This window comes from Dactylosporangium sp. NPDC049525, from assembly GCF_040676755.1.
In the GTDB taxonomy this organism is placed as follows: Bacteria; Actinomycetota; Actinomycetes; order Mycobacteriales; family Micromonosporaceae; genus Dactylosporangium.
Window position 1 is genome coordinate 184,832 of record NZ_JBFAPO010000006.1, and the last position, 21,675, is coordinate 206,506.

Consider the following 21,675-nt stretch of genomic DNA (forward strand, 5'->3'; position numbering starts at 1 on the left):
AATCTATCCCGTCGCGCGCTGTTCGCCCGAGGCGACTGTCGACTCGGAGCGGCGGAGCCGATGTTCGGCACGCAACGCGTACCAGAGCAGCACCCCGATGAACGCGACCAGCGGCAGGCTCAGCAGCCACCCGAGCCTGCCCCGTGACCTGGCCACGACCGGCCCGGCGGCGGGGGGCGCGACCGTCGCCGACGCGGCGGCGGACGGTGACGGCACGGCCGACGGCGCCGGCGGGTGGGCGAGGGGGATCACCCTGGTCAGCGCCGGCACCAGGTCGACGCGGCCGACGCCGAACTCCGGGTCGACGCCCTTCGCGCCGGCGTCCACGGCGGTGACCGACAGCCGGTTGACGATCTCGTCGGCGGGCAGCTTCGGGTACGCCGCGCGCACCAGCGCCACAACCGCGGCCAGCTCACCCGCGGCGGCGCTGCCGGCGTCGACACGGTAGCCGCCGCCGGTGTTGGTGGTCATGATCTCCTCGCCGGGCACGCCGAACCCGAGCCGGCGGCCACTGTCGGAGGTGACCAGCACGTCGCCGGCGTGCGACAGCGGGACCGCGGCGAGGACCCCGTCGTAGGCCGCCGGGTAGGGCTCGAACGCCTCACCGGCCCGGTTGCCGTCGGCGGCGACGATGATCGCGTCGGCGGCCTGCGCCTCCCGCACCGCCTGCGCGAGCCGCTCGCTGCCGCCCACCGAGTAGCCGACGACGATGACCTTCGCGCCGCGTACCGTGGCCAGCTCGATGCCCTCGGCCAGCTGGTCGGGGGTGACGGTGCGCACACCGGTCGGGTCGGGCGTCGCCGGGCTGCCGAGGACCACCGGCAGGATGTCCGCGCCCGGCGCGATGCCCAGCACGCCGTTCTGCCGGTTGGCGCCGTGGCCCTGACCGGCGATCAGGCCGGCGAGCGCGGTCCCGTGGCCGTCGGGGTCACCCGGTGCGGTGAGCGAGCCGTTGGTGTAGATCGCCGGGAGCACGCTCGCGGTCAGGTCGATGTGGTTGCGGTCCACCCCGTTGTCGACGATGGCGACGGTGACACCCTCGCCGCGGGTCTTCTCGTTCGCCTCGCTCACCCGCAGGTACTGCAGGTGCCACTGATCGTCACGGATGCCGTCCGCGAACGCCGGGCTCACCGGAACGAGCGCGAGCACGACTCCGACAACCAGTGCGGCCTTTTTCATCGCGCTAGCGTGACGGATCGACGCAACCCGCGCCAGTCGGCTGTTCAGCAGCACGCACTACAACGGGCGGACGGACTCGGGGGCCTCGTCGGCGATGTAGTCGAACTGGCGGTGGGTGTCGGGAATCGACACGTACAGGATGGCGGCCTCGGGTTTGCCGAGGTCGATGAGGGCGATCGACACCAGTTCGCTCTTCGCCTTCAGGCCGGCCTGGGAGAAGTGCAGGCGGAACTTCAGCAGGCGGGCCGGGCGGCCGCCGAGGGTCAGGTCCTTGGCGGAGATCTGCTCCAGCTGGTTGCTCTTCGGGTAGAAGCTGATCCGCACGTCGGCGGCGATCTGGTCGCCGACGCACTTGAGGTCGAGCACCATGCCGTCGTTGACCGCGGCCGGGACGTGGCCGGACAGGATCGTCGCGTGGTAGTCGCTGTTGCCGTTGTAGTTCGGCTCGGTGATGAAGTGCTGGCCGATCCGGTAGGTGACCTTCAGCTCACCCTGGTCGACCCAGGCGGCGTCCCACGGCTGCCAGGGAGCGCCGTACTCCTTGTAGGAGATCCCGGCCTCCGGGTCGCTGGTCCGCGGGCCGGCCGGCACCTCGGCGCCACCGGGGGGAGCCTCGGGCGGGATGGTCGGCGGTGGGCAGCGGCGGGCCAGCTCCGGGCGGGTATCGCTGGGGCCCTCGGCCCGGCGGTCGAACAGGCCGCCCGGCGTGGTGGCGTTGCCGGTCATCAGTGACACGAGGATGACGACCAGGCCGATCGCGACGACCGCGACGGCACCGGCGCTGAGCAGCTTCAGGATGCGCTTGTTGCGTTTGACCGGGTCGTCGTCGTCGTCGCCACCACCGCCACCGGACGGCCATGACGGCGGCGGCACGATCGGCGGCACGCCGATCCCGGAGACCCGGCCCGACCGGTAGCCGGGCGCGGCGCGCGGCGGCTCGGCCGTGCGCTGAATCGTCGGCGCCGGCCCGACGGGCGCCAGCACGACCTGCGTGTCCGGCTGAGCCCACGGTGAATGCTGCTCGGTCATCTCAGGAGCAAGTGTCGCAGCCCGAGGCCAGTCTGCCAAAAACCACTACGGCTGCGGGTGCACCGGCGTCCGGACGTCGGTGACCTGCGGATATCTCGGGGCATCGGCGGCGGCCACCGGCCCGATAACGATCAGGGCCGCGGCCAGCACCCCGGCGGTCGCCACCCCGACCACCAGTGCGACCTCGCGCGTCGGCGCTGTCTGCATCCTGCGCACTTCCCCTCGCATGCCCGTCCGCATGCCCTTTGGACAGCTTCGAGGACGGCGTGGTTCCGTGGACAGCGAGGTGTCGGAAGCTTGACGCGACCTTGCTGTTGATCAGGCGGTGGCCGCGTGATCAGGCGGTGGCCGCGTGATCAGGCGGTGGCCGCGCCGGGCAGGGTGGCGATCAGCGCGAGGAGGCCCTCCTGGTCGAGCAGGTCGGCCGGGCGGACCGTGACGCCGTCGCGCACATAGAAGAACGCCGCGCCGACCAGCTCCAGCGGCACCCCTTTCAGCTCCGACCAGGCCAGCCGGTACGCGGCGAGCTGCACGGCCGCGGCAACGGCGTCGACGCCGGCCGGCCGGGCGCCGGTCTTCCAGTCCACGACGTCGAAGCGGCCGTCGGGGTACGCGTACACGGCGTCCATGCGACCGCGCACCACCACGCCGGCGACGACGGACGCGAACGGCACCTCGACGTCCAGCGGCACCCGGTCGGCCCACTCCCCCGCGAGGAACCGCGCCTGGAGGTCTGCCAGGGCCTCGTCGGGCGCGGCGCCCTCGTCGGCGGCGCCGGGCAGCTCGTCGAGGTCGATCAGGCGCTCGGCCTTGAACCGCTGCTCCAGCCAGTGGTGGAACGCGGTCCCGCGGCGGGCGTATGGGTCCGGTCGCGACGGCAACGGCCGGCGCAGCGACCGGGCCAGCCGTTGCGGGTCGCGGCGCAATGCGACCAGCTGCGACACCGACAGGTGCCCTGGCAGCGCGACCTCGACCGGGGCGTTGAGCTGCGGGGTGAGCCGGGCCCGCTCGGCGAGGAGCAGGTCGGCCTCGGCCGCCCACCGGCTTCCGGAGCCGTCCCGCAGCACCTCGTCGGGCCACTCGATCCGCCCGCCGGGCGCGCCCAGCGGGGCGGCCCCCACCGGCGCCGGCGACGCCGGCGGCCCCACGACCGCCTCACCCGCCGCCGCGACCTCATCCGGCACGACAGCGGCGCCCGGCACGACAGCGGCGCCCGGCACGACAGCGGCGCCCGGCACGACAGGAGCGTCCGGCACGGCAGCGGCGTCCGGCGCGACCAGCTCGGCCGGCGCGGCAGGGGCGTCCAGCGCGACCAGCTCGTCCGGGGCCGCCAGCTCGTCCGGCACGGCGGGGGTGGTCGGTGGCGCGAGGGCGGCGGCGGCCTCGCGGACCATCGCGGCGGCGGCCTCCAGCAGCGGGCGGCGCGCGCCGAGCGGGTCGGCGGGCCAGCTCGCGCTCGGGACGTTGTCCCCCGTCGGGTTCTGCGCGTCGGGGGCGGGTGCGGCGGCCCACGCGTCGACCACGCCGGCGCCGGACGCGCAGCGCTCCCGGATCTCCTCCAGGAAGATCGACGCGCCGCGGGCCCGCTTGATGCCGTCGCCCCACCAGTATCCGCTGGCCAGCAGCAGCCGGCGGGGGCGGGTGACGGCGACATAGGCCAGCCGCCGCTCCTCGCGCACGTCGTGCTCGCGCCAGTCGGCGGTGAAGACCTCCAGACGCCGGACCACGCCCTTGACGTCGTCCGCCGAGGACAGGTCCAGGACCGGCAGCCCGTCGCTGTCGCCGCGCAGCGGGAACGGCAGGACGCCGAGGCCGCGCAGCCAGTGGTCGCCGGCGTTGCTCGCGCCCGGGAACACGTCGACGCAGAGGCCGGCGACCGACACCACGTCCCATTCGAGGCCCTTGGCGGCGTGCGCGGTCAGGATCTGCACCGCGCCCGAGACGACCTCGACCTCGCCCGGTGCGAGGCCGCGCTCCTCGTTCTCCGCGGCGGCGAGGAACGCCAGGAACGCGCCGAGGGTCGCGCCCTCGGACTCGGTGGCGAAGCGGGCCGCGATGTTGCTGAACGCGTCGAGGTGCCCCCGGGCCAGGCCGGCGTCGCCGGGACGGGCGGCGACCTCCACGTCCAGGCCGGTGGCCCGCTCGATGTCGGCGACCAGGTCCGGCAGCGGCTGGTCCAGCCGCCAGCGCAGGCGGCGCAGCTCCGTGCCGAGCGCGGCGAAACGGGCGAACCCGGGCTCGGAGTACGCCGCCGGGTCGCCGAGGTCGTCGAGGGCCTCGACCAGGACGGCCTCGTCGAGCCGGTCGGCGAGGGCGGGCTCGTCGTCCGCCGGGCCGGCCCGGCGGGCAGTGGCGAGGGTGCGGGCCCGGCGATACAGGGCGACCAGGTCACGGGGCCCGATCCGCCACCGCGGGCCGGTCAGGATGCGCAGCAGCGCCGCGCCCTCGGCCGGGTCGGCGAGGACCCGCAGGACGCTGACGACGTCACGGACCTCGGGCGTGTCCAGCAGGCCGCCCAGGCCGACGACCTCGACCGGCAGGCCACGGGAGCGCAGCGCGTTCTCCAGGGCCGGGATCTGCGCGCGGGTCCGCACGAGCACCGCGGTCGTGGGCCGGTCGTCGACGGGGATGTCGAGCGGGAACGTCTCCGGCGCCGCCTTCGCCGCCAGCCGCCAGGACGCGACGATCCGGTCGGCGATCCAGGCGGCCTCGTCGGCATAGGTGTCCAGCAGCGCGCAGTGCACGGTCGCGGTCGACGCGGGCTCGGCCAGCACGTCGGCGGGGGCGAGCTCGGCGACGCGGGCACCGTGGGCGCGCAGCGGCGCGGAGAGGGTGTTGGCGACGTCGAGGATCTCGGGGCGGTTGCGCCAGCTGGTGGTCAGGGTCAGCTCGGTCGCCGAAGCCCCGGCGACCGTCGGGAACTCGGCCGGGAACCGCTCCAGGGTGCCCGCGGAGGCGCCGCGCCACCCGTAGATGGACTGGCAGGGGTCGCCGACGGCGGTCACGGGGTGGCCGCCGCCGAACAGCGAGCGCAGCAGCACCACCTGGGCGTGGCTGGTGTCCTGGTACTCGTCCAGCAGCACCACCCGGAACCGGTCCCGCTCGACGGTGCCGACCTCGGGATGGGCGAGCGCGACGCGGGCCGCCCTGGACAGCTGGTCGCCGAAGTCCATCGCCTCCAGCAGCGCCTTCTTCTCCTGGTACTGCCGGATCAGCGGCAGCAGCTGGAGCCGGGCCTGCTGGCGGGACAGCACATCCCGCACCGGTTTGGCCATCTTGCCGGTCTTGCCGCTGACCTCGGCGAAGAACCGGCCGGTCCACCCGGCGACGTCCTCGGGCCGGCGCAGGTGCTCGGCGAGGTCGCCGGCGAGGTGCAGGACCGCGTCGACGACGGTCGACGGCGCCGACGACACGGCCGTCATGTCGCCGTCGTAGCCGCGGACCACGGCGTCGGCGAGCTGCCAGCAGGCGGCCTCGGTGAGCAGGCGCGTGGAGGGTTCGAAGCCGGCCCGTACACCATGCTCGCGGACGACCCGGGCGGCATAGGAGTGGTAGGTGGCCACGGTCGGCTCACCCGCGATCAGGTCGTCCCGGCCGAGCCGGCGGACCAGCTGCCCGAGCCGCTGCCGGATGCGGTGCGACAGCTCGCCGGCGGCCTTGCGGGTGAACGTGAGGCCGAGGATCTGCTCCGGGCGGGCGTGGCCGTTGGCGACGAGCCAGACGACCCGGGCGGCCATCGTCTCGGTCTTGCCGGAGCCGGCGCCGGCCACCACGAGCAGCGGCTCGACCGGCGCGGCGATGACGGCCGCCTGCTGCGGGGTCGGCGCCGGCTGGCGCAGCAGCTTCGCCAGCTCGACCGGGGTGTATCGCACGGTCATGTGACGTGCCGCCCCTTGCCCGACACGGGGCAGGAGGTCTTGACCGGGCAGACCCGGCACTTGTTGTTGACGACGGCGTTGAACGTCGAGGCCGCCATCGTCTTGGCGGTCTTCCTGACCAGGGCCTGCGCCCAGTTGGGGTCGCCGGCCTCGCCGAGCGGCGGCTGGACCTGCTCGCGGGCGGCGCCGGTCTCGCCGCCGAGCTGGACCAGCGACGCGCCGCCGGAGACGGTCGACTCGTCGAATGCGCCGAGTTCGATCGCCGCCTGGTATGCCGCGAGCTGCGGATGCTCGGCGAGGTTGGCGTTGGCGGGGATGGACTTGCCGGTCTTGAGGTCCACGACGACGAGCCGGCCCTGCTCGTCGAGCTCGAGCCGGTCGACGCGGCCCTTGATCTCGACCGGGGCGTCGGGGTCGGCGAGCTCCACGAGGAAGTCCTGCTCGATCGCGACCAGCCGGCGCGGGTTGCCGGCGAGCCAGCCGATGAGCTTGTCGAGCATGGTCTCGGCCCGGTCCCGCTCGCGGCCGGCGAGCCAGCGCGCGGACAGCTCGATCGCGTCGAAGCGGTCGGCGACATAGGCGACGAGCTGCGCGCGGTCGGCGCTGGCGTCGGAGGCGAGCATCGCGGCGGCGTGCACGAGGTTGCCGATCGACTGCTCCGGCGACGGCGCCAGCTTCCCGCCGTGCCGCTCCAGGAGCCAGCGCAGGCTGCACCGGTCGACGATCTCCACCGTGGACGGGGTCACGGTCACCGCCTCGCCGGGGTCGACGAGGGGCCGGTCGTCCGACAGCGGCGACAGCCCCCACCAGCTGGCCGGGTCGGCGCCCGGCACGCCCTGGGCGGCGAGCTGGGCGAGGATCGCGGCGGCCGCGGCGCGGCGCTGGTCGGTGGCGTCGGGGTCGATGAGCGCGACCCGCAGCTCGGCGACGAGCGTCGGCAGGGTCAGCGCGCGGGGCGGCTCGAAGACGACGGCGCCGTCGAGCTCCGCGCCCGGGTCCGGGTCGGGGTCGGCGTTGCTCAGCTCCGTCAGGAACCGGCTCGGCTGCTCCTCGCCGTCGCCGGAGGCGACCGCGGTGACGAGGACCTGCTCGCGGGCCCTGCTGACGGCGACGTAGAAGAGCCGGCGCTCCTCGTCCAGCAGCGCCGACAGCCGGCCGATCGTCTCCATGGTGCGGCCGGCGAGGACCTCGACGAGCAGCTCGGAACCCAGGACGCTGCCGCGCAGCCGCAGGTCGGGCCAGACGCCCTCCTGCACGCCGGCGACGGCGACGACGTCCCACTCGAGGCCCTTGGCGGCGTGCGCGGTCAGGATGCGGACCGCCTCGCCGCGGTCGGCGGACGGGGCGAGGGAGTCCGCGGGCAGGTCCTGGCCCTCGACGTGGTCGAGGAAGACGGCGGTGCCGGCGCCGGGGAGCCGGTCGGTGAAGCGGGCCGCCGCGTCGAACAGCGACACGACCGCGTCCAGGTCGCGGTCGGCGGCGGCGCCGCGGTGGCCGCCCCGGCTGCTCAGCGCCGCCCACCGCTCGGCGAGGCCGCTGCCCTGCCAGGCGGCCCACAGCACCTCCTCGGCGGTGGCGCCCGGCCGGGCCGCCGCGTCGCGGACGGCCTGCAGCAGCTGCCCGACGGTGCGGGCCGGCGCCGCCCACCGGCGCTCGATCATGGCCAGCTCGCCGGGCCGGCGCAGGGCCCGCAGGAGCAGCACCCCGGACGGCCGCCGGTCCCCGGCGGCGAGTGCGAGGGCCCGCAGGCCCTGCCGGAGGCGCCGCTCCGCCAGGGGGTCGGCGCCGCCGAGCGGGGAGTGCAGCAGCGCGATCGCGGCGTCCTCGTCGAGCCGGGCGTCGTCGAGGGCGCAGCGCAGGAGCAGCAGCAGCGGCGCGATCGCCGGCTGGAGGTGCAGCGGCAGGTCCTCGGACTCGGTGACGGTCGGCACGCCCGCGGCGTGCAGCGCCCGCTGCAACGGGGCCAGCTGCCGGGCGGTGGAGCGCACCACGACCGCCATCCGGGACCACGGCACGCCGCGCAGCAGGTGCGCCTCGCGCAGCCGGTGGGCCAGGAACGCCGCCTCGGTCGTCTCGGAGCCGAACGTCGCGGTCTCCACGGTGCCGCCGGGGCGTTGCGGCTCCAGCAGCCGGTGCCGGGCGGGGCCGCGCAGCCGGGCGGCGATCCGGCGGGTCGGCGCGAGCAGCCCCTCGCCGAGCCGCCGCGAGTGCGGGAGCGTGACCTGCGGTGCGGGGCGTCCACCGACGGTGCGGAACCGGTCGGGGAAGTCGCCGACGATGCCGGGGTCGGCGCCGCGGAAGGCGAACGTCGAGGAGTCCGGGTCGGCGAACGCGACCAGATGCGCGCCCGCCCCGGCGATCAGGTCCAGCAGCTCGATCTGGGCGGGATCGGTGTCGGGCAGCTCGTCGAGATAGACGCACTCGATCCGGCGCCGCTCGGTGGCCAGGACGTCGGGCTCGTCGACCAGCAGCCCGGCGGCGGCCCGCACCAGCTCGGCGTAGTCATAGGCGACCGCGCCGCGGCTGGTGGCGTCGCGCAGGGCGAGGACCTGCAGATATTCCTCGAAGAACCGGGCCGCGGCGGCCCAGTCGGGCCGGTGGTGCACGGCCGCGAGCCGGGCCAGGCCCTGCGGGCCGACGCCCCGCTCGACGGCGCGCAGCAGCAGGTCGCGCAGCTCCGTGGCGAACGCGCGGGTGCCGAGCGCGCCGCGCAGCGACTCCGGCCACGGCGCCCGCGACCCCTGCAGCAGCTCGCGGATGACCAGGTCCTGCTCGGGGCCGGTGAGCAGCCGCGGCGACGCCTCGCCCCGCTCGACGGCGGCGCGGCGCAGCAGCCCGAACGCATAGCCGTGGAAGGTGCGCACCATCGGCTCGGCGGTGGTGCGCAGCCCCGCCGCGCGGCCGAGCCGGGCCTCGATGCGGTCCCGCAGCCGCACCGCGCCGCGCCGGCCGAACGTCAGGACCAGGATCCGCTCCGGGTCGACCCCGTCGGCGACCCGCGCGGCGACCGCCTCGACGAGCGTGGTCGTCTTGCCGGTGCCGGGTCCGCCGACGACGAGCAGCGGCCCGGACCGGTGCTCCACGACGAGGCGCTGCCACGGATCCGTGTCGACCGGGACGGCCGCCGGACCCGGCCGCCGGACGAGGCGGTAGCCGCCTCGCCGGGCCGAGTGGGGGGAAGCGGTCGCGGTCACGCCGCTATGCAATCACGACCGTCCGACAGTTCCTCCGAGGAGGCTCGCTTCCAGCAGGTCGAGTGACTCCCCCACGTCGCGGGACACCAGCAGCATCGACAGCGCCGACGGGCGGACGAACTCCTGGGCGGCCAGGCCGCGCAGCCATTCGAGCAGCCCGGCGTAGAAGCCGTCGGCGTCGAACAGCAGCACCGGCTTGCGGTGCAGGTCGAGCATGGCGGTCGTCCACACCTCGAACAGCTCGTCGAGGGTGCCGAGCCCGCCGGGCAGGACCACGAACGCGTCCGCCTTCTCGATCATCAGCGTCTTGCGCGACGCCATGCCGTCGGTGACGACGAGCTCGTCGGACTTGGTGTCGGCCACTTCCAGGTCGACCAGCGACTGGGGGATCACGCCATACGTGCGGCCGCCGCCGTCGCGGGTGCCGTCGGCGACGGCACCCATCATGCCGACGCAGCCGCCGCCGGAGACCAGCTCGTGGCCGCGCCGGCCGATCTCGAGGCCGAGGTCGTGCGCGAGGTCGAGCCAGCGCCGGTCGAGCCGCTGGGAGGAGGCGCAGAACACGCCGATCGCCGCCATCAGCCGCTCGCCTCGCGGGCGGTGCGACGGGCGGAGGCGGCCTCGACGTCGTCCGCGCCGGCCGCCGCGATGTGCCGGACGGCCTCGTCGACGTCGTCGGTGAGGAACAGCAGGCTGAGGTCCTCGGGGCCGATCTTGCCGTCGGCCTGCATGGTGTCGCGGATCCAGTCGACCAGGCCGCGCCAGTAGGCGGTGCCCATCAGCACCACCGGGAAACGGGTGACCTTCTTGGTCTGCACCAGGGTCACCGCCTCGAACAGCTCGTCGAGCGTGCCGAACCCGCCCGGCAGGACCACGAACGCCTGCGCGTACTTGACGAACATCGTCTTGCGGGCGAAGAAGTACCGGAAGTCGATGCCGAGCTCGACATACTCGTTGAGGCCCTGCTCGAACGGCAGCTCGATGCCGAGCCCGACCGACAGCCCGCCGGCCTCCGCGGCGCCTTTGTTGGCCGCCTCCATGACCCCGGGCCCGCCGCCGGTGATGACCGCGTAGCCGGCCCTGGCGAGGGCCGCGCCGAGGTCCTCGCCGAGCTTCCACTCGGGGCTGTCGGCCTTGCTGCGGGCCGAGCCGAAGACGCTCACGGACGGCGGCAGGTCCGCAAGGGTGTCGAAGCCCTCGACGAACTCGCTCAGGATCCGCAGCGCCCGCCAGGCGTCCTTCGTCTTCCACTCGCTGCGCAGGTGCGAGTCGAGCAGCCGCTGGTCGGCGGTGCTCAGCGGAATCGAGTCGCGGCGCAGCGTCACCGGCCCGCGGTGCCGCTCCGGCGGCTGGCTGGTCTTGCCCTCGGTCATGGCCCCCACGGTACGTGGATCTCGTGATGCAATGCAGCCATGGGGCGGCGTCGGGGGCTGGTGGCCGCGCTGGCGGCCGTCCTGGCTGTCGGCGTTGTCGGGGTCTGGTATGGCTTGGGCACCCCCACCGCGACGACCGGCTCGCAGGCGGCACCTCCGGCGGGCCCGCCGTCGCCGTCGCTGTCGCCCTCCGCCTCGCCGTCACCGTCGCCGTCGTTGTCGCCGTCCCCGTCGCCCGTGCCGTCCTCGCCGGCGGTGCCGGTGGTCCCGGCCCGCGGCAACGGGCAGTTCACCTACAGCGGCACCGGCGGCGAGCGGGCCGGCACCGCCGGGCGCCTGGTGCGCTACACCGTCGCGGCCGAGCAGGGATCGGGAGTCGACGCGGAGGAGTTCGCGCTGGCCGTACACCGGACCCTCGCGGACCCGAGAAGCTGGATCGCGGGCGGCCGGGTCTCCTTCCAACGAGTGCCCGCCGGGCAGCCGAGCGAGCTGACCGTGCACCTGGCGACGCCCGGCACGACCGACACGATGTGCGCAAAACGGGGGGTGCGCACCCGTGGCGAGGTCTCCTGCCGCGGCGGGCGGGACGTGATCATCAACCTGAAACGGTGGCAGCTCGGCGTGGCCTGGTACCCGAGGCTCGCCGACTACCGCGACATGGTCGTCAACCACGAGGTCGGGCACTTCCTCGGCAACGGGCACGTGGTGTGCCCCCGCAAGGGCGCGCCGGCACCGGTCATGGCCCGGCAGACGTTCGGCCTGGAAGGGTGCGCGCAGAACCCGTGGCCCTACCCCGACGGGCGCACCTACGTGACGGGACCCGCGGCACCCAGATGATTAACCCGAACGTCGCGCTTCGGTGAGAAATCAGGTGCAGACGGCAACGTTTGCCGGTGTCATCGCGTCGTACCCGATATACCGGACGGCAAGGTGTAGGGGGTGACCGGTATGACACGTGCGGAGCACGACCGTCGCAGGCGGCAGATGAACCGGCGGATCCGTGAGGTCCTCGCGGTGCGCCGCATGCTGGCCGCGATGGGTCCGCAGCTCGAGCCTCCGGAACCATCAACGCACGAGCGCTGAGGTCGGTTACGGCCCCTTGGTGAGCCAGCGCCGCACCACGTCGGCGCCCTCGACGATCTTGTCGATCTCGACGTGCTCGTCCTGCTTGTGGGCGAGGTTCGGGTCGCCCGGGCCGTAGTTGAGCGCCGGGACGCCGAGGGCGGCGAACCTGGCGACGTCGGTCCAGCCGAGCTTCGCGCGCGGCGGCCGGCCGATCGCGGCGAGGAACTCCCTGGCCGGCGGCGCGTCCAGGCCCGGCAGCGCACCCGGTGCCGAGTCGACGACCTCCAGGTCGAAGCCCGCGAGCACGTCCCGCACGTGCGCCGTGGCCTGCTCCTCCGAGCGGTCCGGCGCGAACCTGAAGTTGACCTCGACCACGCACTCGTCGGGGATGACGTTGCCGGCGACCCCGCCGCTGATCCTGACCGCGTTGAGCCCTTCGCGGAACTCGCACCCGTCGATGGTGACCGTGCGCGGCTCATACGCCAGCAGGCGCTGCAGGACAGGCGCGGCCTTGTGGATCGCGTTGTCGCCGAGCCACGAGCGGGCCGAGTGCGCCCGCCGGCCGCTGGTGCGCGCCAGGACCCGTAGGGTGCCCTGGCAGCCGGCCTCGACGAGCCCGTGCGTCGGCTCCAGCAGCAGCGCGAACGACGCGTCCGTCAGCAGCCCCGGCCGGCTGTCGGCGAGGATCTTCAACCCGTTGCGCGCCGAGTCGACCTCTTCGCACTCGTAGAAGACGTAGGTGACGTCGTGGCGCGGCTCGGCCTCGGTGACGGCCAGGTGCAACGCGATCGCGGTGCCCGATTTCATGTCCGCCGTGCCGCAGCCGTGCAGCAGGTTGCCCTCGGTCCGCGACGGCCAGTTGGCGTTGAGCGGCACCGTGTCCAGGTGCCCGGCGAGCACGACCCGCTGCGGGCGGCCCAGCTCGGTGCGCGCGACGAGCGTGTGCCCGAACCGCTCCACCTTCAGCGCCGTGCCGCTCAGCGCGTGCTGCACCTGGTCGGCGATGTCCGCCTCGTTGCCGGACACCGACTCGATGTCGACCAGGGCGCGGGTCAGGGCGACGGGATCGGCGAGCACGTCACGGGAAAGCATGCCCATACCCTAGATGCGGTAGCGTTCGACCACGTGACGACCGCCTACATCGACTCCCCCGCCTGGGGACTTGGCCTGGCCACCGTGACCGCCTCGGGGCAGGTGCTGGACACTTGGTTCCCCGCCGGTCAGCTCGGCCTCGGCACGCTGCCGGCCCTGCCGCCCGTCGTGGACATCCCCTCCGCCGGCCCGCTGCCCTCGCTGTCCGTCGAGGTGGTCCAGGTCGAGATCGGCTCGCTCGGCGACGCCCCGGCGTCCACCGCCGACGTGTACCTGCGGCTGCACCTGCTCTCCCACCGGCTGATCCAGCCGCACCAGGCCAACCTCGACGGGCAGTTCGGCCTGCTCGCCAACGTGGCGTGGACGTCGGCCGGCCCCTGCCTGCCGGAGCAGGTCGACGAGCTCCGCCTGGCCGAGCGCCTCGCCGGGCGGCGGCTCAACGTCTTCGGCATCGACAAGTTCCCGCGGATGGTCGACTACGTCACGCCGTCCGGGGTACGCATCGCCGACGCCGACCGGGTCCGCCTGGGTGCGTACCTCGCCTCCGGCACCACCGTCATGCACGAGGGTTTCGTCAACTTCAACGCCGGCACCCTCGGCACCTCGATGGTCGAGGGCCGCATCTCCGCCGGCGTCGTCGTCGGCGACGGCACGGACGTCGGCGGCGGCTCCTCGATCATGGGCACCCTGTCCGGCGGCGGCAAGGAGATCATCCGCCTCGGCGAGCGCTGCCTGCTGGGCGCCAACGCGGGCATCGGCATCTCGCTCGGCGACGACTGCGTCGTGGAGGCGGGCTGCTACATCACGGCCGGCGCGAAGCTCACCCTGCCGGACGGCTCCGTCGTCAAGGCCCGCGAGCTGTCCGGCGTGCCCAACCTGCTGTTCATCCGCAACTCGGTCTCGGGCCGGCTGGAGGTCCGCGAGCGGGCGGGCCGCGGCATCGAGCTCAACGCCGCCCTGCACGCGAACTGACGTTCCTGGCTTTCCGGCGGCGGGCCTGCGCCCGCCGCCTTTCAGCTCAGGCGTTTGGCGGCTTCGGTGATGCGCTCGTCGCTGGCGGTCAGGGCTGCCCTGACGTGCCGGTGACCGTCGGGTCCGTAGAACGCGCCGGGGGCGGTCAGGATGCCGCGGTCGGCGAGCCAGGCCACCGTGTCCCAGGAGTCCTCGCCGCGGGTCAGCCACAGGTACAGGCCGGCCTCCGAATGCTCGACGGTGAAGCCGGCACCCTCGAACGCGTTGCGCAGGGTGACCCTGCGCGCGGCATACCGGTCACGCTGCTGCTGGACGTGGTCCTCGTCGGCGAGCGCGGCGACCATCGCGGCCTGGACCGGGGCGGGGACGATCATGCCGGCGTGCTTGCGCACCGCGAGCAGCTCGTCGACCAGGGCGGGGTCGCCGGCGACGAACCCGGCCCGGTAGCCGGCCAGGTTGGAGCGCTTCGACAGCGAGTGCACCGCGAGGACGTTGTCGAAGCGGCCGTCGCAGACCGACAGGATCGAGACCGGCTCGGCCTCCCACGGCAGCGGCAGGTAGCACTCGTCGCTGGCCACGACCGCGCCGCGCTCGCGGGCCCAGTCGACGACCTTGCGCAGGTGGGCGGGTGGCAGCACGCGACCCGTCGGGTTGGACGGCGAGTTGACCCACACGAGGCGGACCCGCGCCGGGCCGAGTGACGTGAGCGAGTCGGAGCGGACCGCGGTCGCGCCGCTGAGCTGCACACCGACCTCATAGGTCGGGTAGCAGACCGGCGGGATGACCACGGTGTCGCCGGGGCCGAGGCCGAGCAGCGTCGGCAGCCACGCGACCAGCTCCTTCGAGCCGATCGTCGGCAGCACGCCGAAGTCGTCGCCCGCCGGCGCGCACCATCGGGTCACCCAGTCGCGGATCGCGGCCCGCAGCCGCGGCTTGCCCGCCGTCAGCGGATAGCCCGGCGAGTCCGACGCTTCGGTGAGGGCAGCACGGATCGCCGCGGGCACCGGATCGACGGGTGTGCCGATCGACAGGTCGACGAGGCCGCCCGGATGCCGGGCCGCCGCCGCCTTCGCCGGCTCCAGCCGGTCCCACGGAAAGTCCGGCAGCCCGGCAGCGAGCGCGCGCCGGGCTCCGGGCGGGACGATGCCGGTCAGTGGTCGTGCTCCTGCGGCGGCAGGCCCGCGACGAACGTCGCGTCCTTCTCGATCTTGCCGACCTTCGACGCGCCACCGGGCGAACCCAGGTCGTCGAAGAACGTGTAGTTGGCGCCGGTGAAGTCTTTCCACTTCTCCGGGACGTCGTCCTCGTAGAAGATCGCCTCGACCGGGCACACCGGCTCGCAGGCACCACAGTCGACGCACTCATCCGGGTGGATGTAAAGCATGCGGTTGCCCTCGTAGATGCAGTCGACAGGGCACTCCTCGATGCACGCCTTGTCGAGCAGATCCACGCAAGGTTCGGCGATGATGTATGTCACGGGTCGCCCTCTTTCGCGCCTGAGGCTGCCAACGTGGTTGGCGAACCCCGCCGCATCCCTACCGCGGCGGTACGAGCCTAGTATCCCGCTTCGCTGGAGGTGCAGCGTGCTCGGTCCACAGCATGTGGGAAGTCGGGTCGTAGTGCGCCGCATCGTGGGACTTCGCGACGATCGGCCCGTGTACTCGGACATTCTGGGCCACCTCGTCGAGGTGACCGAGACACATCTCACAGTGCGTGCACGCAGCGGTGCGGTCCGGGTTCCAACGGCTGAGATCCACCGGGCCAAGCAGGTGCCGGACCGGCGGCGCCTCACCCCCACCGAGGCGCTCGAGGTCGCCGCGGCGGCCGGCTGGCCCGCCCGCGAACGCGACCGGCTCGGCGACTGGATCCTGCGCGCCACCGACGGCTGGACCATGCGGGGCAACTCCGCGCTGCCGGTCGGCGACCCGGACCTGCCGCTGCCCGAGGCCGTGGACGCGGTCACGCAGTGGTACCAGGACCGCGGCCTCCTCCCGGCGATGAGCGTGCCGGTGCCGCTCTTCCAGCGCGTCGACGCCGAACTGGAGCGGCGCGGCTGGACGGCGATGCCGCTGACGCTCGTCATGACGGCCCGGCTGAGCGACCTGGCCGCCGGCGAGGACGACCAGGTCTCCCTCGCCACCGCACCGTCGCCGCAGTGGCTGGCCGCGGTCGGCGGCCGGAAGGGCCCGCTGCCCGCGTCCGCGCTCGGGGTCCTCACCGGCGTGCCACAGGTGCGCTTCGCCACCCTGCGCGACGCCGCACCGCCCGAGGGCGCACCGCCTGAGGGCGCGCTGCTCGCGACCGGCCGGGGCTGCGTCGCCGACCCCGAGGGCCGCTGGCTGGGGCTGGCGCTGATCGGCACCGAGGAGCACGCCCGGCGGCAGGGGCTGGCCCGGCGGGTCATCGCCGCGCTCGTCGCATGGGGCGCCGCAGCCGGCGCCACCGACGCCTACCTGCAGGTCGAGCAGCGCAACGCGGGGGCGGTCGCCCTCTACGAGAAGCTCGGCTTCACCACGCACCACGCCTACCAGACGCGATACCTGGCCGCCGGCTAGCGGCGAACGACGCGGCGGGGCTTGGTGCTGGTCCGGTCGATGTACCGCTTCCAGGACTGCGACCGGTAGTCGAGACCGAACGTCATCAGCGCGAGGACACCCAGGACGGCGCCGATGGCGGACAGCCCGACGAAGTAGAAGAACTGGCGGAAGACCAGGCCGACCCCACTGCCGAACGGGGTGGCCCCCGAAACGAACGGGCCGATCAGCACCGCGAGGATGCATGCGGCGACGACGGCCATGCCGAGGTCGGCCACCACACGGAGCATCGGGTGCCGCCGCGCATACCAGAACCCGACGGGGATCATCACCGCGCCGACCGCGAACAGCGCCCACAGACCGATGGTGACCTGCTTGTCGTCGTCATTGCCGGCGGCGAACCGCACGACCAGCCGGGCGACGACGTTGACGAGGAAGAGTGCCCCCGCGACGAGGCCGACCGGCAGCCACCGCTCCTTCATCCCACGCCTCCGCTGGTGTCCTCGCCCGTCGCGCGCCGCCCAGGGTCACGGACGGTGCGGGAACGTGTCTACCTGTCCACGCTCTGTGGCGCAAGAGGGGTTGCCTTGGAGTTCGCTGTGGCCGCGACCCGGTGGCGCAGCGCGGACACGTAGATGCCGATCGCGAACGCGAGCGGACCGCAGAACAGGGTCAGCAGCCCGACCCAGTTGTCATTGGTGATGAGCAGGTCACCTTCGGTGGTGCGGCCGGCGGCGAGGATCCACACGACGCACCAGGCGCCGGCGGGCAGCAGCGCCGCGAACCGCCGGCCGCTCGTCGTGAACGCGAACCAGCCGAGCAGCGGGTTGGTCACCAGCGCCAGGATCAGGGCGAGCGGGATCCGCAGGTTGCCCTTGCCGGTGTCGGACAGCCCGAGGTCGGAAACGTGCAGCGGGGCGAGGAACGCCTCGAAGACGGCGAGGGCCACGGCGAGGAGGACGGCGACGACCAGGCCGCCGATCGTGATCGTGATGTCGAGCGGCCCGCCGGGCTGGTGCGGCTTGCGCGCATCGGCCGCCGCCACGCCCGGGACGGCAAACCCGGTGTCGGGCGCGTAGCGATCCGCGTCGCCGGCCGTGTCCGGCACCGCGGAAGACCCGGCGGCGGACCCGGCGACCGCCTCCACCGACGTCGCATCCGCCCCCGAAGCCGACGCCGCATCCGCCGGCCCGGAAGCCGACGTCGAGGCCGACGCCCCGGAAGCTGAGGCCGACGCGCCGGAAGCCGCCGCCTCGGAAGCCGCCGGCTTGGAAGCCGATGTCCCGGAAGACGCCGCTCCGGAAGCCGACGCATTGGAAGCCGGCGTCGCGACCTCGGCACCGGACGCCGTCACGACCGCGGCACCGTCCACGGCCGTCACCGGCCCCCCGGCCCGCGGCGCGGTCCCTGCTTTGCGCTTCGTCACGATGCCGCGGCCTCCAACTGCGGGGCGGCCGCTTCGACGTCGAGGCCGGCGAAGAGGTCCTCCTCCCAGCCGTGCGGACCCACGCCGGGCCCCTTGACCCCGCGGGCAAGCTGGTAATACTCCACGCCCATGAACTCGGCGCCGAAGTTGCCCGCGATCGCGAACAGCCACGACGACGGCGGGATCTGCGTGGCGTGGGCGCGCAGCGCGGCGGTCTTCTCCTCGGCGAACTCGTGCCCGTCCAGCCGCGCCGCGATCTCGTGGTCGGCGGTGCCGAACGGCAGGTCCTCGGGCTTCTCCACGTCGGCGAACGGGTTGTCGGACGAGTCGCGGAACTCCGCCATCCCCGCCTCCAGGACGCTGCGCGGCACCGCGGTCCAATAGACCTTCGCGGGCGCGATCCCCTCCGCGTCGGCCAGCTCCACCGCCCGCATCAGCACCCGGTGTGCCTGGATGTGGTCGGGGTGACCGTAGAAGCCGTTGGGGTCGTAGGTGACCGCGACCTGCGGGCGGACCTCGCGGATCACGTCGAGCAGCTCGGTCGCGGCGGCGTCCAGGTCGGCGCCCCAGAACGCGCGGGGGTGCTCGTTGGGCGCGGTGCCCATCATCCCGGAGTCGCGATAGCGCCCCGCGCCGCCGAGGAACCGGTGGTCGGTGACCCCGAGCCGGCGGCACGCCTCCTCCAGCTCCGCGATGCGGTAACCACCGAGCTGGTCGGCGGCGCCCGCGGCGAGCCCGGCCAGCTCGGGCCGGTGGATCTCGCCCTCCTCGCCGAGGGTGCAGGTGACCAGGGTGACGTGCGCGCCGGCGGCCGCGTAATGGGCCATCGTCGCGCCGGTCCCCATCGACTCGTCGTCGGGGTGCGCGTGGACGAAAAGGATGCTCCGAGCACTCACAGCGCCAACTCTACGACGTGGGTCCGACAGTTCCCCCGCGGCGCGGCGCCCGCGGAACATGACAATCGCGCCGGTTCGGGTAAACATTCCGGGGTGGACTATCCGGAGTTGGCCGCGCGCACCCGACGCTTCTCCTACGGTGCGCCCCGCGCTGTGACGGTGACCTCCGACGGTGCGCGGGTGGTGTTCCTGCGCTCGTCCGGGCCTGAGGACGGCAGCGACGCGCTGTGGGTCTACGACGTGGCGACCAGGGCAGAACGCCGCCTCGCCGACCCCGCGGCGCTGCTGACCGACGACGTCGACCTGCCCCCGGCGGAGCGGGCGCTGCGGGAGCGGCTGCGGCTCTCGGCGGGCGGGATCGGGTCGTATGCGATGGACGCCGCCGGCGTGATGGCTGTCTTCCCGCTCGGTGGCCGGTTGTTCCGCGTCGACCTGCTGACCGGGGACCTCACGGAGCTGCACACCGCCGGCCCCGCCGTCGACCCGCGACCGGACCCGGCGGGCCGCCGGGTGGCGTATGTGACCGGCGGGGCGCTGCGCGTCATCGAGCCCGACGGCACCGACGCGGTCCTCGCCGGCGAGGAGGGGGTGACCTGGGGCCTGGCGGAGTTCATCGGCGCCGAGGAGTTCCACCGCTTCCGGGGGTACTGGTGGGCGCCCGACGGCCGCAGCATCCTCACCGCGCGCGTCGACGAGTCGAGGGTGCCCCGCTGGCACCTGCACGACCCGTCGCAGCCGGAGCAGCCGCCGACCACGGTGGCGTATCCGCACGCCGGCGCCACCAACGCGAAGGTCACGCTGCACGTGCTCGACCTGGACGGCGGCTGGGTGGACGTGCACTGGGACCGGGAGACGTACCCGTACCTGGTGGACGCCTCCTGGACGGAGCAGGGCGGGCCGCTGCTCACCGTGCTGCGCCGCCTCCAGCAGCACGGCCTGGTGATCGCGGTCGACCCGCGGACCGGGGAGACGCAGGTGCACGCCGAGCTCGCCGACCCGCGCTGGGTCGAGCCGGTCCCCGGCACCCCGCAGCACCTCGCCGACGGCCGGGTGCTCGTCGGCGGTGAGCTGGCCCACGACGGCTACGACTCGCGCTGCCTGTTCGCCGACGGCAGCCTGCTGACCCCGCCCAACCTGTACGTGCGGCGCGTCGCCGGACGGCTCGGCGCCGACCTCGTCGTCGAGGCCAGCGAGGGTGAACCCAGCGAGCAGCACGTGTTCCGCATCCCGGTCTCGCACGCCGGCGCGCAGGCCACGCGGCTGACGGCCGAACCCGGCTGGCACGTCGCGCACGCCGCCGGCAGCACCGTGGTGATCGGGTCGCAGACCCTCGAGCACGCCGGGTGGCAGTACACCATCCGCCACGACGACACGGTGATCGGGACCATCCCGTCGCTGGCCGCGACCCCGCCCTTCGCGCCGAGACCCGCGCTGGAGCGGGTCACGGACCGGGGGTTGCCGACCGCGGTGCTCTACCCGCGCGGGCACGTCGCCGGGCGGAAGCTGCCGGTCCTCGTGGCGATCTACGGCGGCCCCGGCCACCAGGAGGTCATCGCCGCGCGCGCCCGCTGGTTGGAGAAGCAGTGGTGGGCCGACGCCGGGTTCGCGGTCGTCACGATCGACAACCGGGGCACGCCGGGCGTGTCGCCGGGCTTCGAGAAGGCGATCCACCGCCGCTTCTCCGACGTGATCCTCACCGACCAGGTCGACGCGCTGCAGGCGCTCGCGGAGAAGCACCCCGACCTGGACCTGGACCGGGTCGCGATCCGCGGCTGGTCCTTCGGTGGCTGGCTGTCCGCGCTCGCGGTCCTGCGCCGCCCGGACGTCTACCACTGCGCGGTCGTCGGCGCCCCGGTCACCGACTGGACGCTGTATGACACCGCATACACCGAGCGTTACCTGGGGCTGCCCGCGGACGCGCCGGAGGTGTACAGCCACAACTCGCTGGTCGAGCTGGCGGCGGAGCCGCCGGTGCGGCCCGAGGAGGCCCGCCCGATGCTGCTCGTGCACGGGCTCGTCGACGACAACGTGGTCGCCGCGCACACCCTGCGGCTGTCGGCGGCGCTGCTCGGCTCGGGCCGCCCGCACTCGATGATCCCGCTGACCGGCGCCACCCACATGGCCGCCGGTGGGCTCGCCGAGAAGCTGCTGCGCATCGAGCTGGACTTCATCCGGCGATCCGTATCGTGACGTCGCCGCCGAGGCGGCCGTCCCTCGGCTCCCTGGTCACCGCGCCGCCCTGCAGCAGCGCGGTGACGACCTTGACCGCGTCGGCGGCGCGGTAGACCGTCTCCGTGAGCGCGTAACGCCGCAGTTCCGTGACGGTCCGCGGGCCGTTGCCCAGGAAGGCCAGCAGCTCCCGCCGCAGCGCGCCCGGGTTCGGCTGGAGGGTGATGTCCATGAGGTGACCTTCTGGGTCGTTGGGGTCGCGGTACCGCACGCCGGCGTACTCGTCGAGTGCCCACATCTCGTTCTTGAACGCCTCGAGGTTCTTCGCCGACCGGGTGCCGAACCCGATGGTCCGCTCGTGGTCGCCCTCCACCAGCGTCACGGCGGCGGTGAGCTCGAAGGCGCCCAGCTGCTCCCGCGGGACGTCGACGGTGAGCACCTCGGCGGGCTTGCCGGCCGCGACGACGGCCGGGTCGATCCCGTCGATCATGGACAGCAGCGGTCCGGAGTGGGCGCCGAGCGCTTTGAGCATCACCGCCGCCGACCCGGGCATGACGTGCAGCGACAGCTCGGGTGGTGTCCTGAGCTCCCGCTGTACCGCGTCGAGCCGCCGCTGCACGTCGGCGACCTCGGGTGCCACGAACAGCAGCGTCAGCCGCCGGCGGGCGAGGCGGTCACCGAACTCCGCGCAGGCCCGCAGCGCCGCCTCCGCGACGTCGCCGTCCAGCTCTGTCGCCGACGCCTGCAGGAACGTCGCCCCGTGCGGCGAGTGCACCGCGCCCGGCACCCACAGGTCGAGGTAGCGCACGAGGAGCTCACGGGTGACACCTGCGATGGACATGCTCCCTTTGTACTGGAAGCGGTAGCG

General features: G+C 73.9%; 18 protein-coding genes. 4 read left to right on the top strand and 14 right to left on the bottom strand.

The annotated features are described in order from the left end of the window. Positions 1 to 3: 3 nt before the first annotated feature. The 7 genes from AB0K00_RS12715 to AB0K00_RS12745 all read right to left on the bottom strand — a co-directional run bounded on the left by AB0K00_RS12715 (position 4) and on the right by AB0K00_RS12745 (position 10,653). Positions 4 to 1,179: a S8 family serine peptidase gene (locus AB0K00_RS12715; protein ID WP_363519394.1), complete on the bottom strand. Its 1,176-nt coding sequence runs from the start codon at positions 1,177 to 1,179 to the stop codon at positions 4 to 6. 57 nt (positions 1,180 to 1,236) lie between these two features. Further along, complete coding sequence (locus AB0K00_RS12720) at positions 1,237 to 2,208, bottom strand: hypothetical protein (RefSeq protein ID WP_363519396.1); 972 nt, start codon at positions 2,206 to 2,208, stop codon at positions 1,237 to 1,239. A 45-nt stretch (positions 2,209 to 2,253) separates the two neighbouring features. Continuing rightward, a complete protein-coding gene (locus AB0K00_RS12725) occupies positions 2,254 to 2,415 on the bottom strand; it encodes a hypothetical protein (protein ID WP_363519399.1) in 162 nt (53 codons plus the stop codon). Positions 2,416 to 2,564: 149 nt separating this feature from the next. Next, positions 2,565 to 6,086, bottom strand: a complete 3,522-nt coding sequence (locus tag AB0K00_RS12730; protein WP_363519401.1) for a UvrD-helicase domain-containing protein — start codon at positions 6,084 to 6,086, stop codon at positions 2,565 to 2,567. After that, the gene (locus tag AB0K00_RS12735) at positions 6,083 to 9,280 is read right to left on the bottom strand and encodes an ATP-dependent DNA helicase (RefSeq protein WP_363519403.1); all 3,198 of its coding nucleotides are present in this window, start codon (positions 9,278 to 9,280) and stop codon (positions 6,083 to 6,085) included. Before AB0K00_RS12735 ends, AB0K00_RS12730 begins: the two co-directional genes overlap by 4 nt. Before the next feature lie 12 nt (positions 9,281 to 9,292). Continuing rightward, on the bottom strand, positions 9,293 to 9,859 hold the full coding sequence (locus AB0K00_RS12740; protein ID WP_363519406.1) for a TIGR00730 family Rossman fold protein: 567 nt from the start codon (positions 9,857 to 9,859) through the stop codon (positions 9,293 to 9,295). After that, positions 9,859 to 10,653: a TIGR00730 family Rossman fold protein gene (locus AB0K00_RS12745; protein WP_363519409.1), complete on the bottom strand. Its 795-nt coding sequence runs from the start codon at positions 10,651 to 10,653 to the stop codon at positions 9,859 to 9,861. The genes AB0K00_RS12740 and AB0K00_RS12745 overlap by 1 nt, the downstream gene beginning before the upstream one ends. A 39-nt stretch (positions 10,654 to 10,692) precedes the next feature. Between AB0K00_RS12745 and AB0K00_RS12750 the strand changes: the two genes are divergently transcribed. Then, positions 10,693 to 11,490 carry a DUF3152 domain-containing protein gene (locus AB0K00_RS12750; protein WP_363519412.1) on the top strand — a complete coding sequence of 266 codons (798 nt, stop codon included), beginning with the start codon at positions 10,693 to 10,695 and terminating at the stop codon, positions 11,488 to 11,490. 252 nt (positions 11,491 to 11,742) lie between these two features. Here the strand turns inward: AB0K00_RS12750 and dapE are convergent, their stop codons facing one another. Beyond that, positions 11,743 to 12,810, bottom strand: coding sequence for a succinyl-diaminopimelate desuccinylase (dapE, locus tag AB0K00_RS12755; RefSeq protein WP_363519414.1), 1,068 nt, complete (start codon positions 12,808 to 12,810; stop codon positions 11,743 to 11,745). Positions 12,811 to 12,843: 33 nt separating this feature from the next. Between dapE and dapD the strand changes: the two genes are divergently transcribed. Continuing rightward, positions 12,844 to 13,782: a 2,3,4,5-tetrahydropyridine-2,6-dicarboxylate N-succinyltransferase gene (dapD, locus tag AB0K00_RS12760; RefSeq protein WP_363519417.1), complete on the top strand. Its 939-nt coding sequence runs from the start codon at positions 12,844 to 12,846 to the stop codon at positions 13,780 to 13,782. A gap of 41 nt (positions 13,783 to 13,823) precedes the next feature. Here the strand turns inward: dapD and dapC are convergent, their stop codons facing one another. Next, positions 13,824 to 14,927, bottom strand: coding sequence for a succinyldiaminopimelate transaminase (dapC, locus tag AB0K00_RS12765; protein ID WP_363519684.1), 1,104 nt, complete (start codon positions 14,925 to 14,927; stop codon positions 13,824 to 13,826). A gap of 5 nt (positions 14,928 to 14,932) precedes the next feature. Beyond that, positions 14,933 to 15,259, bottom strand: coding sequence for a ferredoxin (gene fdxA / locus AB0K00_RS12770; RefSeq protein ID WP_363519420.1), 327 nt, complete (start codon positions 15,257 to 15,259; stop codon positions 14,933 to 14,935). Between the two features lie 106 nt (positions 15,260 to 15,365). Between fdxA and AB0K00_RS12775 the strand changes: the two genes are divergently transcribed. Beyond that, the gene (locus AB0K00_RS12775) at positions 15,366 to 16,337 is read left to right on the top strand and encodes a GNAT family N-acetyltransferase (protein WP_363519423.1); all 972 of its coding nucleotides are present in this window, start codon (positions 15,366 to 15,368) and stop codon (positions 16,335 to 16,337) included. Here the strand turns inward: AB0K00_RS12775 and AB0K00_RS12780 are convergent. From AB0K00_RS12780 to mshB, 3 genes are all read right to left on the bottom strand, one after another. Then, entirely contained in the window at positions 16,334 to 16,798 is a 465-nt protein-coding gene (locus AB0K00_RS12780) for a hypothetical protein (RefSeq protein WP_363519425.1), read from the bottom strand. The genes AB0K00_RS12775 and AB0K00_RS12780 overlap by 4 nt on opposite strands. A gap of 68 nt (positions 16,799 to 16,866) precedes the next feature. Further along, on the bottom strand, positions 16,867 to 17,463 hold the full coding sequence (locus AB0K00_RS12785) for a hypothetical protein (RefSeq protein ID WP_363519428.1): 597 nt from the start codon (positions 17,461 to 17,463) through the stop codon (positions 16,867 to 16,869). Positions 17,464 to 17,738: 275 nt separating this feature from the next. Then, positions 17,739 to 18,638 (bottom strand): N-acetyl-1-D-myo-inositol-2-amino-2-deoxy-alpha-D-glucopyranoside deacetylase, encoded by a 900-nt coding sequence (mshB, locus tag AB0K00_RS12790; protein WP_363519430.1) that lies wholly within the window; start codon positions 18,636 to 18,638, stop codon positions 17,739 to 17,741. A 93-nt stretch (positions 18,639 to 18,731) separates the two neighbouring features. Between mshB and AB0K00_RS12795 the strand changes: the two genes are divergently transcribed. After that, positions 18,732 to 20,828: a prolyl oligopeptidase family serine peptidase gene (locus AB0K00_RS12795; protein WP_363519433.1), complete on the top strand. Its 2,097-nt coding sequence runs from the start codon at positions 18,732 to 18,734 to the stop codon at positions 20,826 to 20,828. Here the strand turns inward: AB0K00_RS12795 and AB0K00_RS12800 are convergent. Continuing rightward, positions 20,806 to 21,648 (bottom strand): hypothetical protein, encoded by an 843-nt coding sequence (locus tag AB0K00_RS12800; protein WP_363519436.1) that lies wholly within the window; start codon positions 21,646 to 21,648, stop codon positions 20,806 to 20,808. The genes AB0K00_RS12795 and AB0K00_RS12800 overlap by 23 nt on opposite strands. Positions 21,649 to 21,675: the final 27 nt, after the last annotated feature.

Bases quoted from the DNA above. Each gene is read 5' to 3' on its own strand.
- AB0K00_RS12715 (WP_363519394.1), bottom strand. From the start codon at position 1,179: ATGAAAAAGGCCGCACTGGTTGTCGGAGTCGTGCTCGCGCTCGTTCCG.
- AB0K00_RS12720 (WP_363519396.1), bottom strand. From the start codon at position 2,208: ATGACCGAGCAGCATTCACCGTGGGCTCAGCCGGACACGCAGGTCGTG.
- AB0K00_RS12725 (WP_363519399.1), bottom strand. From the start codon at position 2,415: ATGCAGACAGCGCCGACGCGCGAGGTCGCACTGGTGGTCGGGGTGGCG.
- AB0K00_RS12730 (WP_363519401.1), bottom strand. From the start codon at position 6,086: ATGACCGTGCGATACACCCCGGTCGAGCTGGCGAAGCTGCTGCGCCAG.
- AB0K00_RS12740 (WP_363519406.1), bottom strand. From the start codon at position 9,859: ATGGCGGCGATCGGCGTGTTCTGCGCCTCCTCCCAGCGGCTCGACCGG.
- AB0K00_RS12745 (WP_363519409.1), bottom strand. From the start codon at position 10,653: ATGACCGAGGGCAAGACCAGCCAGCCGCCGGAGCGGCACCGCGGGCCG.
- AB0K00_RS12750 (WP_363519412.1), top strand. From the start codon at position 10,693: ATGGGGCGGCGTCGGGGGCTGGTGGCCGCGCTGGCGGCCGTCCTGGCT.
- dapE (WP_363519414.1), bottom strand. From the start codon at position 12,810: ATGCTTTCCCGTGACGTGCTCGCCGATCCCGTCGCCCTGACCCGCGCC.
- AB0K00_RS12780 (WP_363519425.1), bottom strand. From the start codon at position 16,798: ATGAAGGAGCGGTGGCTGCCGGTCGGCCTCGTCGCGGGGGCACTCTTC.
- AB0K00_RS12800 (WP_363519436.1), bottom strand. From the start codon at position 21,648: ATGTCCATCGCAGGTGTCACCCGTGAGCTCCTCGTGCGCTACCTCGAC.